Genomic DNA, 15,693 nt, shown 5'->3' with positions numbered 1-15,693 from the left:
ACCATGTCAAAAGAAGTTATTGTTGAAAGTTTTGAACTTGACCACACCATTGTTAAAGCCCCATATGTCCGCTTGATTGGGGAAGAAACTGGACCAAAGGGAGATGTCATCTCCAATTTTGATATTCGTTTGGTGCAACCAAATGAAGACTCTATCCCTACCGCTGGCCTTCACACTATCGAGCACCTCTTGGCCAAACTCATCCGTACCCGCATTGACGGCATGATTGACTGTTCACCATTTGGCTGCCGAACAGGCTTCCACATGATTATGTGGGGACGTCACACCAGCGCTGAGATTGCAGCTGTTATCAAGGATTCGCTCAAGGAAATTGCTGAAACCACTACTTGGGAAGATGTCCCTGGAACAACCATCGAATCTTGCGGAAACTACAAGGACCATAGCCTCTTTTCTGCTAAAGAATGGGCTAAACTCATCCTGGAACAAGGAATTTCAGATGATGCCTTTGAGCGTCATGTCATCTAAACAAATAAAGGAACCAGCTTATTAGCTAGTTCCTTATTTTTTTCTCAAAATCTTAAGTTAGGCTTTTTCACGAATGACCAAGACACCATCTTCCATATCTGCTTCCAGATGTTTAGCATCTAGATGATCCAAGTGGAAGTCCGTCACCTTATCACGAATTTGTTGTTCCACCACGCGACGGAGTGGACGAACACCCATGACTTCGTCATAGCCTTCTTCTGTAATAAAGTCCTTAGCTGCTTGGCTGACTTCCAAATCAATGTCTTTCTTAGCCAAGGTTTGGTTGACTTCAGCCAACATCAAGTCCACAATCTTAGAAAGGTCTTCCTTATTCAAGTGTGAGAACTCGATAACAGCGTTAAAGCGGTTAAGGAACTCTGGACGGAAGAATGGTTTCAAACGATCCATCAATTCTGGTTTATCCGCATCTTCTGTCAAGTTGGCTTCATAGCCAAAGCCAGCGTTTGATGTCGCGATAATGACAGTGTTCTTGAAGTTCACTGTATTGCCTTGACCATCAGTCAAACGACCATCATCCAAGACTTGGAGGAGAAGGGTAATGACTTGAGGATCAGCCTTTTCAATTTCGTCCAAGAGAATGATAGAGTATGGATTGCGACGAACACGTTCTGTCAAGGTATTGCTGTTGTCATCATATCCTACATAACCTGCTGTTGTACCGATTAGCTTAGATACGGCTGTGCGGTCACTGTATTCAGACATATCCAAGCGGATGATCGCATCCTTGGTTCCAAACATATCCAGTGCCAATTGCTTAGCAAGTTCTGTCTTACCAACTCCAGTAGGCCCTACAAATAGGAAGCTACCGATTGGGCGATTGCCTTCATCAAAACCAGCACGGTTACGACGGATAGCACGAGCTACAGCTTCAACCGCCTTATCTTGGCCGATTACCTTGTGTTCCAAGCGATGGGCCATATCTTTTAGGCGTTCGATATCAGATGCCCCCATTTGAGACACTGGGATACCAGTCATACGCTCTACGGACTCGGCCACATCATTGACAGTGGCAGTCACTTTCATATCTTCTGTGTGGTTTTCGACTTTTTTCTCCAATTCTGCAATGCGTGTCTTAGCATTGAGAGCTGCTTCAAAGTCTTCTGCTTCAACTGCTTTTTCTTGCTTGTCTTTTTCTGCCTCGATTTCCCGTTCAACAGCATGCACATCTGTTACAGGATGTTGAGCAGCCAAGTGAGCTGCCGTTACATCGACAAGGTCGATAGCCTTATCTGGCAAGCTGCGTTGAGGAATGTATTGGATCGAATAATCCACTGCGGCTTTCAAAACCTCATCTGGCAAGATGACATTGTGGTGTTGTTGATAGAGGTCACGAATTCCTTGAAGGATTTTAAAGGTATCCTCTGCTGAAGGAGCATTGACCTTCACTTCGTTGAAACGACGAGCAAGAGCTGCATTTTTCAAGATGGTGTTACGGTATTCGTCTTGAGTTGTTGCTCCAATAACGGTCAACTCACCACGGGAGAGAGCTGGCTTGAGAATATCCGCAAGCCCCTTAGATCCACTGTCTCCACCAGTGCTACCAGCACCAAGGATTTGGTGAATTTCATCAAAGAAGAGGATAATATTTCCTGCTTCTTTTACTTCACTAACAAGATTTTGAACGTTTTCTTCAAAACTACCACGGTATTGAGTACCAGCCTCGAGACCTGAGATATCAATGGAAATGATTTCCTTGTTCTTAATAGCCGCTGGAACATCTCCGTTCACAATGGCTTGCGCCAAGCCTTCGACAACTGCTGTCTTACCAACACCTGCATCTCCGACCAGAACAGGATTGTTCTTGGTACGGCGTGAGAGGATTTCAGATGTTTCTTGAATTTCCTTGTTTCGTCCGATAACAGGATCCAACTTACCCTCACGAGCTTCCGCTGTCAAGTTACGACCTAGTTTAGCAAGGACGCCGTCTTGTTTCATACCTGAAGCATGTTGTTGCATTTGCACATCTGACTCTGCATTTCCTGGTAATTTCCCAGTTGCACGATACTGAGCAAATTCCTCAGGTGTCACTTCACGTCCATTAATCAAGTAGCGACGGTTTTCAGAACTATATCCTCGCATACCACCCATCAATTGGTTAAATAAATCATCCATGTTGTTAAAGTTGTTGTTCATATTCTTTACCTCGTTTATTGTTAATTAATTGCGATCTCTGATATTGACTATCTTTGACCTTTGTTTTAAAAATTTTAGACTAGCTAACTAGCTACCCTACGTATAATTTCTGGTTTTTCTTTTTTAAATAAGCCTTTTATCATCTTCTTTTCAAAGTCTGTTAGATTTAACATAGGCCTCACCCCTTTCCTGGGATTCTATACTTCATTCTCAAGAAACAGTTCGTTGAAAATGAGCTTTTTAAGGAATTCATTTTCCTTATGTTTCTACTATATCACATTAGTCAGTAAAAGTCAATAAATTTTTGACTAAATTTGACTATTTTTTTAAAAATTTTTAAGCACACAAAAAGCCAGTAATATCGACTGGCTTTTCTCTATTCCAATTGAATCTTAGCTCAATGCGTCATCCATTGAAAGAACTTCGTGGAAGACACGTTGTGTCAATTCAGTTTTTTGTTCTGGTGTGAGGTATTTAGTGTTTACACAGTATCCAGAGATACGAACGATTACGTCTTCACCTGACATGATCTTTTCGTAAACATCGTTCAAGTCCATAACGTTCAAGTTAACGTGTTGTCCACCGTTTTCGAAGTAACCATCAAGGATTGTTACCAAGTTATCAACTTGTTCGTCACGAGTCTTACCAAGAGCGCGTGGCGAAACTTGAGTTGTCAATGAGATACCATCAGCTGCGTAACTGAAGTCAAGGCTCGCAAGTGAGTTCAAGTTTTGCAACCATCCACCTTTAGCTTTGTTAGATGGGTTAGCACCTGGTGAGAAGAATTCAAGTTTAGATAAGTTTACAGAACCATCTTCGTTGAGGTATACACCCTTGTGGACTGGTGAGTTACCAGTTTGTTTAGAGTAAGCAACGTTAGATGTGATTGTCAAAAGTGATACTGTAGCTTCTGCGTCTTTGTATAGTTTGTGGCTACGTAGACGAGTTGTGTAAGCTTCGATCAACCATTCTGCCAATTCGTTTGAACGTGGGTCATCTTCACCCCAACGTGGGTATTCACCGATTGTTTCGTAATCGTAGATGTAGCCATTTTCATCACGGATCGGTTTAACCGTAGCGTATTTAATCGCTGACAATGTATCAACAGTGTTTGCAAATCCACAGATACCGAATCCCATGTTGGCACGTTGTTTAGTTGGCAAGAAGGCCATTTGAACAGCTTCGTAGTTGTACTTGTCAGTCATGTAGTGGATGATGTTCAAAGCATCTACGTAAGTGTCAGTCAACCAATCAAGAGATTTTTCAAAGTTGGCTTTAACTGATTCGAATTCAAGAACTTCGTCACAGATAGGATCGATGTCAAATACTTTGTAGTCTTTGTGAACATCGTCGTAACCACCGTTCAAACCAGTAAGAAGGGCTTTAAGAACGTTTACACGAGCACCGAAGTACTGGATGTTGTGGCGTTGATCTTCGTTTTCTGGGTCAAGTGGTGACACACAGCATGAGATACAGCTCATTTCTCCGTATCCGTCTTTAGCCATTGTCGTTACACCTTCGTATTGGATAGAAGAGTGTTTGTGGCTCATATGCATACAGTAGCGACGGAAGTTGTATGGCAATTTATCAGTCCAAAGAACTGTCAAGTTTGGCTCTGGAGAGTTACCGATATTGTCAAGAGTGTTCAAGAAACGGTAGTCCATCTTAGTAACACGGTGACGACCGTCGTTACCCATACCAGCCATAGAAGTTGTGATGAAAGTTGGGTCACCTGAGTACAATTGGTCATAAGCTTTTGTACGAGCAAATTTAACTGTACGAAGTTTCATAACGAAATCATCAACGAATTCTTGGATTTCTGATTCAGTAAATGTACCACGAGCAAGGTCACGTTCTGCAAAGATGTCCAATACGATTGGCACACGTCCGAGAGATGTAGCAGCACCGTTGATAACACGGCAGACAGCCATGAAGGCGATGTTAACCCATTGGATCGCTTCTTTAACGTTCATCGCTGGTTTGCGAACATCAACTCCGTAAAGGTCACCCAAGCGAACAACTTGTTGCAATGCTTGGTATTGAAGATTTACTTCTTCACGAAGACGGATTGTTTCTTCATCAATTTCTTTAATTGCATTCCAGTCGTTAACTTTTTCTTGCATTAAATAGTCTGCACCGTAAAGAGCAAGACGTGCGTAAACACCGATGATACGTCCACGTGAGTATGCATCTGGAAGACCAGTTACAGTGTGAGCGTGACGAGCACGACGAATGTTTGAAGTGTAGGCACGGAAGATACCGTCGTTAACTGTTGTTACGTATTTAGTAAAGATTTCGTGAACAGCTGGGTCTGGTTCGTATCCATTTTCTTTCAAAGTCGTTTCAGCCATACGGATACCACCTTTTGGCATGAAGTTCAATTTGAAGAGTTCATCGTTTTGGATACCAAAGATCAATTCGTTTTCTTTGTCGATAAATCCTGCAGGGATATCAGCAATAGAAGTTGGACGAGTGTCCATTGGGAAACGAGTTTCTTCGTAGTGAGCCTTAGTTTCTTCTACAATTTTTTTAATGTGAAGTGAACGTTCTGTTGGGCCAGCAAGGAAACTTTCATCTCCATCATAAGGTGTGTAGTTAGCTTGAACGAAGCGAGATACGCTTGCTTTTTCTTTCCAATCTACGCCTTTGAAGCCTTCCCAAGCTTTATCAAAAATGTCTTGTGCTTCAACAACTGTCTTAACAACCATGTTAATGTCCTCATTTTTCTTTCTAGTAACAGTCATCTGTTACATTCATGAGACCAGTATACCATACAGTAACCGATTTCAACAAGCGAAAAAAGGCTTCTTTATCACTTTCTTTTCTAATACAGTCTGTTTTTCGACGCAATCTGTATTATATTTTTGAAAGTCGGGTTGAACTTTCCCATTTTTTCAGAAAAAAGGGTATAATAAATAGAAAATGACATTAGAAAGGAAGCAAAATGCTCATATTTCCATTGATTAATGATTTGTCCAGAAAAATCATCCATATCGACATGGATGCCTTTTTTGCTGCGGTGGAAATAAGAGATAATCCTAAGTTAAAGGGCAAGCCTGTTATCATTGGGAGTGATCCCAGACAAACAGGCGGACGGGGAGTTGTGTCTACTTGTAGCTACGAGGCACGAGCCTTTGGCATTCACTCTGCCATGAGTTCTAAAGAAGCTTATGAGCGTTGTCCTCAAGCCGTCTTTATCTCAGGGAATTATGAAAAATACAAGACTGTGGGGCTTGAAATTCGAGCTATTTTTAAGCGCTATACCGATCTGATTGAACCTATGAGTATTGACGAGGCTTACTTGGATGTGACGGAAAATAAACTTGGTATCAAGTCGGCAGTCAAAATAGCTCGTCTCATCCAACAAGATATCTGGCAGGAACTACACCTGACTGCTTCTGCAGGTGTTTCTTATAACAAATTTCTAGCTAAAATGGCCAGCGATTATCAAAAGCCACATGGTTTGACAGTTATCCTCCCAGAACAAGCTCAAGATTTTCTCAAACAAATGGACATTGCTAAATTCCATGGCGTGGGCAAAAAAACAGTTGAACGCCTTCATGAAATGGGCATTTATACTGGTGCAGACTTATTAGACGTTTCTGAAGTCACTTTAATCGATCGGTTTGGCAGACTCGGTTTTGACCTTTATCGGAAAGCTAGAGGCATTCATAACTCACCAGTCAAGTCCAATCGCATTCGTAAGTCCATCGGCAAGGAGAAAACCTATGGTAAGATTCTCCAGGCTGAAGAGGACATCAAAAAAGAGCTGACTCTTCTATCTGAAAAAGTAGCTCACAATCTCAGCAAACAAGACAAAGCTGGAAAAATCATCATCCTAAAGATTCGTTACGCTGACTTCTCCACTCTAACTAGGCGGAAAAGCCTCTCACAAGCAACACAGGACGCTAGTCAGATTTCTCAAACCGCCCTTCAACTTTACGAAGAACTAGCTGAAAAAGAGAAAGGCGTTCGTTTACTAGGAATTACAGTGACAGGATTTTAAAAAGCTTGAAGGCCCCCCTTCAAGCTTTTTCTTATACAAATAAACGCACAAAACTATAGAGCAACAAGACACTACCGAGTACGATACGGTATTTACCAAAGAGTGTAAAGTCGTGCTTCTTCACATAGCTGGTCAAGAAACGAATAGCAAGCATGCTGACCGCAAAGGCAACACCCATAGCAACCAAGAGCAAGAACAGTTGGCCAAAACTCAAGAGTTGACCTGCTTTAATAAATTTGAAAATCTTTAAAGCACTGGCTCCGAACATAACAGGAATTCCGAGATAGAAGGTAAACTCTGTTACGACAGAGCGACTTGTACCATTCAACAAACCACCAACGATAGTTGCACCTGAACGGCTCGTTCCTGGGAAGAGGGCGAGGACTTGAAAAAGGCCGATGTAAAGGGCTGTTTTATAAGGCAACTTGTCTAGCTCTGTTACTGTTGGTTCAATAGCTTGCGCCTTATTTCGTTTTTCAAGATAGATAAAGGCAACACCATAGATAATCAACATAATGGCAACCGAAACCATGTTATGGAAGTTGGCATCAAACCAATCATCTAACTTAAAGACCAATAGCAAAGGCAAGGTTGCAACGAGAACTTTTGACCACAATTGCCAAGTTCTACGAACTTCTACCTTGTTTTTACCAGGTTTGAAGGGATTGAGCTTGTTAAAGTAAATGACCATAACTGCTAAAATAGCCCCAAGCTGAATGACAACATTAAACATGGACATAAAGGCTTCATTTTGGTCCTTGTATTGGACAAATTCTTCCACCAAGATCAAGTGCCCTGTACTTGAAATGGGCAACCATTCTGTAATTCCTTCAACAATCCCAAAAAAGATTGACTTCAAAATTTCAATAAAATACATACATTACTCCTTTTTCTGTCCTCTATTATAGCATAATTTCGAATGTTGCGATAGATTTTTTCTAGAAGGCGCCGATGCTACCACCGCCTCCGCCTCCTGAGAATCCTCCACCTGAAGAACCACTTCCAGAAGAGACGGAGTAGGTACTTGCCGTGTTTGCAATACTAGCATAGTGGCTCATTTGAGCAGTTGAATGATAAAACATACTGTGCCAGCCATAAGCTACGTAAAGATTGATATCTGGGTTCTCAACTTGAATCTGATAAGATTTCATCAAATGACTCACCTTGTCCGCATAACCAAATAAAGTAGCATAGACAAGGAGGCGATTCCAAAGAACAATACTCTCTAATTCTACCTTGTCTAGGTGAGCGATATCGCGAAGCATGTTTTCAAAACTAGTCCAGAGATAGTATGCTTCTAGTCCTTCTTCGTTTAAAACACCATCACGAGTATCAAATCGGGTCGTCCAATAATAGACGGCAGCTAACATCAAGCCTGCAAATCCAAGGATAAGAAGTGGCAGAGAAAGATACCCGTGGGCATCCAAACTATACAAGAACCAGCCAAAACCAACGAAAGCAGGTAGAAGCGTAGAGACACCTATCGTCAAACGCAAGATTTTTTCTCCATTACTCAGTGGACGATAATAATCTGGAAGTTGCAAAGAGGAAACCCGCTTTCTCACCCCATCCTGCATCTGCTTCAGAGCTTGCTCGAAAGAAGACTTAAGCTTACGTCCCGTTTTCTGAATCCTTTTTTCATCAGCTGCTTTTGCACCTTGATAAAGACTAGCTGACACTTGGTAATCTGCAAACAAATCTGAAACAAGCACTTCTTCTCTTCCTGAAAAGGCCAAATTAAGGCAATCTTTTTCAAAACTTGCTAATCCTTTTTCTTTTACAACTTTTAGACGAACCTCGTCTCCATTTGAGATGATTGAAACATTTCCACGGTCAATCACATCCAATAAAGTTGCCTGAACGAGTTGGTCAAAGGTGAACTTCCCTCCTCCCTTGGTCAAGGGACTGACTTCCTCTAAAGAAGTGGAGTAAACAGCTTCCGATAAAACCATCGGTTCTAAGTCCATTGGCGGTTCATAGAGACGGTGATTTTTGGCATATTTCTTCGATGGGGAGGTTTTTCTTCTGTAAATACAGTAGAAAATAACACTAAAGACTAAAGAAAGCGAGAGTAGCAAAGGGATGACCCACGTAACCAGAGCTTTGCTTTGAGCTTTTTCAGCAGTAATGGACTCCTCTATTTTTTCAAATTCTGCTAAACGATCGCCCTTCAACCCCTGATCCAAAGCTGTTCCAAAATCTTTTCTAGGCCAATAGGCATGCAATTCAACCCCACGCTGACGAGGTAGGTTCTGTAAATAAACACGATAATCACCATCTATCTTCTCTACCTTGCCCTCTGTAAAGAGTTTCCCTGTATGAAAGAAAAGTTTTTCTGCTCCATTAAAGCCCATTACTCGAAACTCAAAATTTTCGATAGGTTCTGAACTATCCGTCAGAGGTTGCCAATTAAGTTCCGCGATATCATCATATAGAAATAGGAGATTTTTTAGTTGCCATGTGATTACCACTTCAACGGTATCCCCCTCTTGGCCTGGATTATACACTTTTACAGTATACCCTTCCGATTCTTCTATCACTTCACTATTGACATTCTCAATGGCACTAGCATTTTTCCATACCTGAACCTTTGGATTGGAATCTATTTCAAAGCCCTTTGGCATCTTACCAGCATGGCCAAGCCCTACTAGTTGTCCATTAAAATCTTCATCAAAATAATAGACTACTTTCTCCCTAAATTCTGCTGTATTATCTGCATGAATATACAAATCGCCTTGATAAGAGCGAATCTTGAAATCAACCGCAAAAACAGAGAGTGGTAAAATACAAAACAAGCTAAATAAAAGCAAGAAAAAAGTCTTTTTCACAACACAATCCCCCTTTTTATCTTTGCTATCATTATATCATTTTTTATAAGTAAAGGCTTACTTGTATTGAAAATCTCACTATTTTTAGATACAATAGAGAGAGTCATTTTTAGACTAGAAATAGGAGAAAACATGAAAAAATTATGCTTATCTATCCTTGCTAGCCTAGCCCTTACCTTAGGACTAGTTAGCCAAGTCCAAGCCGACGAATATTTACGCATCGGGATGGAGGCTGCTTACGCCCCCTTCAACTGGACTCAAGACGACGATAGTAACGGCGCTGTCAAAATTGACGGTACCAACCAATACGCCAATGGCTACGATGTCCAAATCGCTAAAAAGATTGCCAAAGACTTAGGTAAGGAACCTTTAGTCGTTAAAACCAAGTGGGAAGGACTTGTTCCTGCTCTTACTTCTGGCAAAATCGATATGATCATTGCAGGTATGAGCCCAACGGCTGAACGTAAACAAGAAATTGCCTTTTCAAGCAGTTACTATACTAGTGAACCTGTTCTATTGGTCAAAAAGGACTCCGCCTATGCCAACGCCAAATCTTTAAACGACTTTAGCGGAGCAAAAATCACATCTCAACAAGGCGTTTACCTTTATGACTTGATTTCTCAAATTCCAGGTGCCAAAAAAGAAACAGCCATGGGGGATTTTGCTCAGATGCGTCAAGCACTTGAAGCAGGTGTCATCGATGCCTATGTTTCAGAACGCCCTGAAGCCCTGAACGCTGAATCTGCCAACGCTAAGTTCAAAATGATTCAACCTCAACCAGGTTTCAAAACTGGCGAAGAAGATACAGCTATTGCCATTGGACTTCGTAAAGATGACAGCCGCATCAGCCAAATCAATGCCAGCATCGAAACCATTTCTAAGGACGAACAAGTAGCTCTCATGGATCGGATGATCAAAGAGCAACCAGTGGAGGCGACAACAACGGAGGAAGAAAGTAGCTTCTTTAGTCAAGTTGCTAAAATTCTTTCCGAAAACTGGCAACAACTCTTGCGTGGTGCCGGCATCACACTCTTGATCTCCATTATCGGGACCATCGCAGGGCTTATTATCGGGCTTGCAATCGGAGTCTTTCGTACTGCTCCACTATCTGAAAGCAAGGCCATCTGTGGCTTGCAAAAACTACTTGGCTGGATTCTCAATGTCTATATTGAAATTTTCCGTGGCACGCCTATGATTGTTCAATCTATGGTTATCTACTACGGTACAGCACAAGCCTTCGGTATTAACCTTGACCGTACACTGGCTGCCATCTTCATCGTTTCAATCAACACGGGTGCCTACATGACAGAAATCGTCCGTGGAGGTATCCTAGCAGTCGACAAGGGACAATTTGAAGCCGCAACTGCTCTTGGTATGACCCATAATCAGACCATGCGCAAGGTTGTCCTACCTCAGGTCGTTCGCAATATCTTACCTGCTACTGGTAATGAGTTTGTCATCAATATCAAAGATACCTCTGTACTGAATGTTATCTCTGTGGTGGAACTCTACTTCTCTGGTAATACTGTGGCCACCCAAACTTATCAATACTTCCAGACATTTACAATCATCGCCGTGATTTACTTTGTCCTCACCTTCACAGTGACCCGTATTCTACGCTTTATCGAAAGACGCATGGACATGGATACCTACACTACAGGTGCTAATCAAATGCAAACGGAGGACTTGAAATAATGAATCAACCCATTCTTGAAATTAAACACCTCAAAAAATCCTATGGACAAAATGAAGTCTTAAAAGACATCTCTCTGTCAGTCCACAAAGGAGAGGTTATCTCCATCATCGGGAGCTCAGGAAGCGGAAAATCAACCTTCCTACGTTCTATCAACCTACTTGAAACACCTACTGAGGGGGAAATTCTCTACCGAGGACAAAACGTCCTTGCAAAAGGCTATGACCTTACTCACTATCGTGAAAAGCTCGGAATGGTTTTTCAATCCTTCAATCTCTTTGAAAACCTCGATGTTCTCGAAAATACGATCGTCGCCCAAACGACTGTCCTTAAACGAGAACGCTCTGAAGCTGAAAAAATTGCCAAAGAAAATCTTGAAAAAGTTGGCATGGGAGAACGCTATTGGCAAGCCAAACCAAAACAACTCTCTGGTGGCCAGAAGCAACGTGTGGCCATCGCACGCGCCCTCTCCATGAATCCTGACGCCATCCTCTTCGACGAACCAACATCTGCCCTTGACCCAGAAATGGTCGGAGAAGTCCTTAAAATCATGCAAGACCTGGCTCAAGAAGGTCTGACTATGATCGTCGTCACCCACGAAATGGAGTTCGCCCGCGATGTCTCACACCGTGTTATCTTTATGGATCAGGGTGTCATTGCCGAAGAAGGCAAGCCAGAAGACCTCTTCACGAACCCTAAAGAAGAACGGACGCGAGAATTTCTTCAGCGCTATCTCAAATAACAAACAAAGACTGCATGAAGAATGCAGTCTTTTTACTAACTCTTTTCAAAACAAAAGGCAGATCCATTTTAAGAATCTGCCTGTAAGCCTAGTTTAATCTTCAAATTTTTCATGATTCTTGTCATAAAAATCAATCAAGCCTAGGGCTGTTTCAAATGAAATATTTTTCACTTTTGCACGACCTTGTGCCAAAGCAATGATTGACATTTCACGCGCATTTGTTTCCTTAGAGATACGGTAACCTGTGATTTTCTTATCACGAACCCAGCCAACAACTGATTCTACTTTTTCAAAGTTTGATTTAGCCATGTTTTTCTCCTATTTTGTTCTTTACGATACTGAAATATATTCATTCTTTTAGGATTATCCAAAAAACATCTACTTATTGAAAACAAATAATAAATTGTTATTACTTAGCTTTTAAAGCTGATAATATGCTTGTTCGTATATCTTCAACTCCATCAGGATTTGCTGGTAGGAAGATGGTGTTATTGCCCTTATTGTCTGCGAAATTATTCAAAGTATCCAAATACTGATTTGTTAATAGAATGGACATAATCTGGGCTTCTGTGAGTTCAACATTGGCTCCTTTTAATTCTTGAATAGAATCAGCAAGTCCGTCAACAATAGCCTTACGCTGTTCTGCAATCCCTACCCCGTGTAGGCGATCTTTTTCTGCCTCGGCTTCTGCCGCTGTCACGATTTTAATCTTATCTGCTTCTGCAAGTTCTTGCGCAGCGACTCTCTTACGTTGAGCAGCATTGATTTCATTCATTGATTGTTTAACTTCAGCGTCAGGCTCAACCTTCGTAATCAGTGTTTTTACAATGATGTAACCATATGTAGACATTTCTTCTGCTACTTGTTTTTGAACTTCTAATGCAATTTCATCTTTTTTCTCAAATAGTTCATCCAAGGTCAATTTCGGTACGGACGAACGCAAGGCATCCTCAATATAGGATTTGATTTGAGCTTCTGGTCTCATTAGTTTATAGTAAGCATCTGTGACATTGTTCTCATTCACTCGATACTGAGTCGCCACATTCATGGTCACAAAGACGTTATCCTGCGTTTTTGTTTCCACGACGATCTCACTTTGCAATAGACGCAACTGCACCCTGGCCGCAATTCTATCAATTCCAAAAGGTGCTCGTACATGAATACCACTATTACTCAACTTTTGGTATTTACCAAAACGCTCGATAATAGCGACAGACTGTTGTCGTACCACATACACAGAGCTGACAATAATCGCTGATGCAATCAGCACTAGAATAAAGAGAACAAGTAAAACATGTAAAACCATGGGAATCTCCCCCTTTCGTCACCATCATTATAGCATCATTATAGGAAATTGGCAAATAATATGATAGCAAATTTATTTTAGACTAGCATATTATATAAAGTCTCATTCCCATTCAAATTAATATATGATGGGTCAAACTTCTCCATTCGATGAATCAAACCAGCATAATCATGTTTATCTGCAAGAGCAATCCCAATCAATACTGGACCTGTCCCCTTGCTTGCTCGTTTGATATATTCAAAACGAGTGATGTCATCATTGGGTCCCAAAATGTCATTTACAAACTCTCGTAGAGCTCCTGGACGCTGTGGGAAGTTCACAACAAAGTAATGCTTGATGCCATCATAAATCAAGGCGCGTTCTTCCATCTCCGGCATGCGGTTGATGTCATTGTTCCCTCCAGAGATGATGCAACAAATCGTCTTTCCTTTGATATAGTCTGATAAAACTTCCAAGGCTGCAACACTAGCAGCTCCGGCTGGTTCTGCTACAATACCTTGCTTGGAATAAAGATCAATCAAGGTTTCAGAAATCAATCCCTCATCCACTCCGATAAGCGTTTCAACATTCTTACGTGTCGCTTCATAGGTCAACTGTCCAACTTTCTGTACAGCTATCCCATCAGCAAACTTATCAATTTCTTTGAGTTTAACTGGTCCTCCAGCTTCAAAGGCTGCCTTCATCGAACGGGCACCATTGGCTTCTACACCAATCACCTCGATAGCAGGTTTGGTTTCTTTGATGTAAGTAGAAACTCCTGCAATCAGTCCGCCACCACCTACTGGCACCAATACTGTATCAAAATCGATTGACTCTTTACGAGCTTCTTCAAGAATTTCGTAGGCCACAGTTCCTTGACCGGCCTGTACATGCGCATCATCAAAAGGATCAATGAAGGTACTGTTTTCTGACAACGTAAACTCTTGCGCTGCCTTAGCAGAAGCATCAAAGGTATCCCCAACCAACTTGATGGTCACGAAATCTCCACCAAAAAAGCGAACCTGCCCAATCTTTTGTTGCGGTGTTGTAATAGGCATAAAAATTGTTGCAGGAATCTTCATCTCATTACAAGTATAGGCAACACCTTGAGCGTGATTCCCCGCAGACGCACAGACTACCCCACGCTCACGTTCTTCTTTTGTTAATTGAGAAATGGCATAATAGGCTCCGCGAATTTTAAAAGAGCGAACTCGTTGCGCATTCTCCTTTTTTAAATAGATTTTAGCTCCATATTTCTCTGATAAATAATGATCATATTCTAGCGGTGTATTGACCACTACACCACTTAAAACTTTGTGGGCTTTCACCACATCTTTTGCACTTAGCATTGTCTCCTCCTCAAATACCTTTCAAGATAAAAGGCGAGTTAGGTACCCCCAACTCGCCTTCTGTTCTTATTCTCAAAAATTAGTTATAGATTTTGAATGCGTCGTCGTCATTTTTACCAACGAATGGCATTGCTTTACGCAATTCTGCACCGACTTTTTCAATTTCAAGGTTAGCTGCTTGTTCACGGTAAGCAGTGAGTTTTGGACGTCCAGCCTTGTAGTCATTTACAAAGTCATTTGCAAATTTACCATTTTGGATGTCTGCAAGAACTGCTTTCATGTTTTCTTTGACTTGCTCAGTAATCACACGTGGGCCTGACACATAGTCACCGTATTCAGCAGTGTTTGAAATAGATTGACGCATTTTCTTGAATCCACCTTCATAGATCAAGTCAACGATCAACTTCATTTCATGAAGAACTTCAAAGTAAGCCAATTCTGGGGCATAGCCTGCTTCTGTCAAAACTTCAAAACCTGCTTCGATAAGGGCAGTCAAACCACCACAAAGTACAGCTTGTTCACCAAACAAATCTTCTTCAGTTTCTTCTTTGTAAGTCGTTTCAAGCAAACCTACACGAGCTGCTCCAACACCTTTACACCAGTCCATAGCAATGTTTTTCGCATTTCCTGTAGCGTCTTGGTAGACTGCATAAAGAGCCGGAACACCAAATCCTTCTTCATAAGTACGACGTACCAAGTGTCCTGGCCCTTTAGGAGCACACATGAAGACATCGACATCTGCAGGAACTTTGATAAATTCAAAGTGAATGTTGAAACCATGAGCAAATCCAACTGCATTTCCAGCTTCCAAGTTTGGAGCGATTTCTGCTTCGTACAATTCTTGTTGAATTTCGTCTGGTGCCAAGATCATGATAACGTCAGCCAACTTAGTTGCTTCTGCTACTGTGTACGTGTCAAAGCCATCTTCTTTTGCTTTGTCAAAAGATTTACCTGGACGCACACCGATGATGACATCACGACCTGAGTCACGCAAGTTTTGCGCATGCGCATGTCCTTGTGAACCATAACCGATAACGGCGATTTTTTTACCGTCAAGCGCTGCTACTTTAACATCTTTTTCGTATTCCATTTGAACTGCCATAGTTTTTCTCTCTTTTCTATTATTTATTGCCTTATAGGCTGGTTTAAC

Annotated in this window: 12 protein-coding genes; 4 read left to right on the top strand and 8 right to left on the bottom strand. The window is 41.5% G+C overall.

Going from position 1 to position 15,693, the window contains the following annotated elements; translation table 11 throughout:
• Window positions 1-3: 3 nt before the first annotated feature.
• The gene (locus B7708_RS04590; RefSeq protein WP_000032557.1) at window positions 4-486 is read left to right on the top strand and encodes an S-ribosylhomocysteine lyase; all 483 of its coding nucleotides are present in this window, start codon (window positions 4-6) and stop codon (window positions 484-486) included.
• Window positions 487-543: 57 nt separating this feature from the next.
• Here B7708_RS04590 and B7708_RS04585 read toward each other — a convergent pair whose 3' ends face one another.
• Window positions 544-2,640, bottom strand: a complete 2,097-nt coding sequence (locus tag B7708_RS04585) for an AAA family ATPase (protein ID WP_142358266.1) — start codon at window positions 2,638-2,640, stop codon at window positions 544-546.
• 392 nt (window positions 2,641-3,032) lie between these two features.
• Window positions 3,033-5,348, bottom strand: coding sequence for a formate C-acetyltransferase (gene pflB / locus B7708_RS04580; RefSeq protein ID WP_084974072.1), 2,316 nt, complete (start codon window positions 5,346-5,348; stop codon window positions 3,033-3,035).
• A gap of 236 nt (window positions 5,349-5,584) precedes the next feature.
• Here pflB and dinB point away from each other — a divergent pair, with 236 nt between their 5' ends.
• Window positions 5,585-6,646, top strand: a complete 1,062-nt coding sequence (gene dinB, locus B7708_RS04575) for a DNA polymerase IV (RefSeq protein WP_084974070.1) — start codon at window positions 5,585-5,587, stop codon at window positions 6,644-6,646.
• A gap of 31 nt (window positions 6,647-6,677) precedes the next feature.
• Here dinB and B7708_RS04570 read toward each other — a convergent pair whose 3' ends face one another.
• Entirely contained in the window at window positions 6,678-7,523 is an 846-nt protein-coding gene (locus B7708_RS04570; RefSeq protein WP_084974069.1) for an undecaprenyl-diphosphate phosphatase, read from the bottom strand.
• Window positions 7,524-7,584: 61 nt separating this feature from the next.
• Window positions 7,585-9,474: a DUF2207 domain-containing protein gene (locus B7708_RS04565; RefSeq protein WP_084974066.1), complete on the bottom strand. Its 1,890-nt coding sequence runs from the start codon at window positions 9,472-9,474 to the stop codon at window positions 7,585-7,587.
• 132 nt (window positions 9,475-9,606) lie between these two features.
• Here B7708_RS04565 and B7708_RS04560 point away from each other — a divergent pair, with 132 nt between their 5' ends.
• Complete coding sequence (locus B7708_RS04560; protein ID WP_084974065.1) at window positions 9,607-11,169, top strand: ABC transporter substrate-binding protein/permease; 1,563 nt, start codon at window positions 9,607-9,609, stop codon at window positions 11,167-11,169.
• Complete coding sequence (locus B7708_RS04555) at window positions 11,169-11,909, top strand: amino acid ABC transporter ATP-binding protein (RefSeq protein ID WP_084974062.1); 741 nt, start codon at window positions 11,169-11,171, stop codon at window positions 11,907-11,909. Before B7708_RS04560 ends, B7708_RS04555 begins: the two co-directional genes overlap by 1 nt.
• 93 nt (window positions 11,910-12,002) lie before the next feature.
• Here B7708_RS04555 and B7708_RS04550 read toward each other — a convergent pair whose 3' ends face one another.
• The 4 genes from B7708_RS04550 to ilvC all read right to left on the bottom strand — a co-directional run bounded on the left by B7708_RS04550 (window position 12,003) and on the right by ilvC (window position 15,645).
• The gene (locus B7708_RS04550; protein WP_001130035.1) at window positions 12,003-12,218 is read right to left on the bottom strand and encodes a capsule biosynthesis transcriptional regulator; all 216 of its coding nucleotides are present in this window, start codon (window positions 12,216-12,218) and stop codon (window positions 12,003-12,005) included.
• Window positions 12,219-12,318: 100 nt separating this feature from the next.
• Window positions 12,319-13,215 (bottom strand): SPFH domain-containing protein, encoded by an 897-nt coding sequence (locus B7708_RS04545; RefSeq protein WP_084974060.1) that lies wholly within the window; start codon window positions 13,213-13,215, stop codon window positions 12,319-12,321.
• Between the two features lie 77 nt (window positions 13,216-13,292).
• On the bottom strand, window positions 13,293-14,543 hold the full coding sequence (gene ilvA / locus B7708_RS04540) for a threonine ammonia-lyase IlvA (protein WP_084974058.1): 1,251 nt from the start codon (window positions 14,541-14,543) through the stop codon (window positions 13,293-13,295).
• Window positions 14,544-14,622: 79 nt separating this feature from the next.
• Window positions 14,623-15,645 carry a ketol-acid reductoisomerase gene (gene ilvC / locus B7708_RS04535; RefSeq protein WP_000290683.1) on the bottom strand — a complete coding sequence of 341 codons (1,023 nt, stop codon included), beginning with the start codon at window positions 15,643-15,645 and terminating at the stop codon, window positions 14,623-14,625.
• Window positions 15,646-15,693: the final 48 nt, after the last annotated feature.

The sequence above is a fragment of the Streptococcus oralis subsp. dentisani genome, assembly GCF_002096615.1.
In the GTDB taxonomy this organism is placed as follows: Bacteria; Bacillota; Bacilli; order Lactobacillales; family Streptococcaceae; genus Streptococcus; species Streptococcus oralis_U.
Note: the sequence above shows the minus strand (reverse complement) of the source record. Positions and strands in the feature narration are given on the sequence as shown.

Bases quoted from the DNA above. Each gene is read 5' to 3' on its own strand.
- pflB (WP_084974072.1), bottom strand. From the start codon at position 5,348: ATGGTTGTTAAGACAGTTGTTGAAGCACAAGACATTTTTGATAAAGCT.
- ilvA (WP_084974058.1), bottom strand. From the start codon at position 14,543: ATGCTAAGTGCAAAAGATGTGGTGAAAGCCCACAAAGTTTTAAGTGGT.
- B7708_RS04590 (WP_000032557.1), top strand. From the start codon at position 4: ATGTCAAAAGAAGTTATTGTTGAAAGTTTTGAACTTGACCACACCATT.
- B7708_RS04550 (WP_001130035.1), bottom strand. From the start codon at position 12,218: ATGGCTAAATCAAACTTTGAAAAAGTAGAATCAGTTGTTGGCTGGGTT.
- B7708_RS04560 (WP_084974065.1), top strand. From the start codon at position 9,607: ATGAAAAAATTATGCTTATCTATCCTTGCTAGCCTAGCCCTTACCTTA.
- B7708_RS04545 (WP_084974060.1), bottom strand. From the start codon at position 13,215: ATGGTTTTACATGTTTTACTTGTTCTCTTTATTCTAGTGCTGATTGCA.
- B7708_RS04555 (WP_084974062.1), top strand. From the start codon at position 11,169: ATGAATCAACCCATTCTTGAAATTAAACACCTCAAAAAATCCTATGGA.
- B7708_RS04570 (WP_084974069.1), bottom strand. From the start codon at position 7,523: ATGTATTTTATTGAAATTTTGAAGTCAATCTTTTTTGGGATTGTTGAA.
- dinB (WP_084974070.1), top strand. From the start codon at position 5,585: ATGCTCATATTTCCATTGATTAATGATTTGTCCAGAAAAATCATCCAT.
- B7708_RS04585 (WP_142358266.1), bottom strand. From the start codon at position 2,640: ATGAACAACAACTTTAACAACATGGATGATTTATTTAACCAATTGATG.
- ilvC (WP_000290683.1), bottom strand. From the start codon at position 15,645: ATGGCAGTTCAAATGGAATACGAAAAAGATGTTAAAGTAGCAGCGCTT.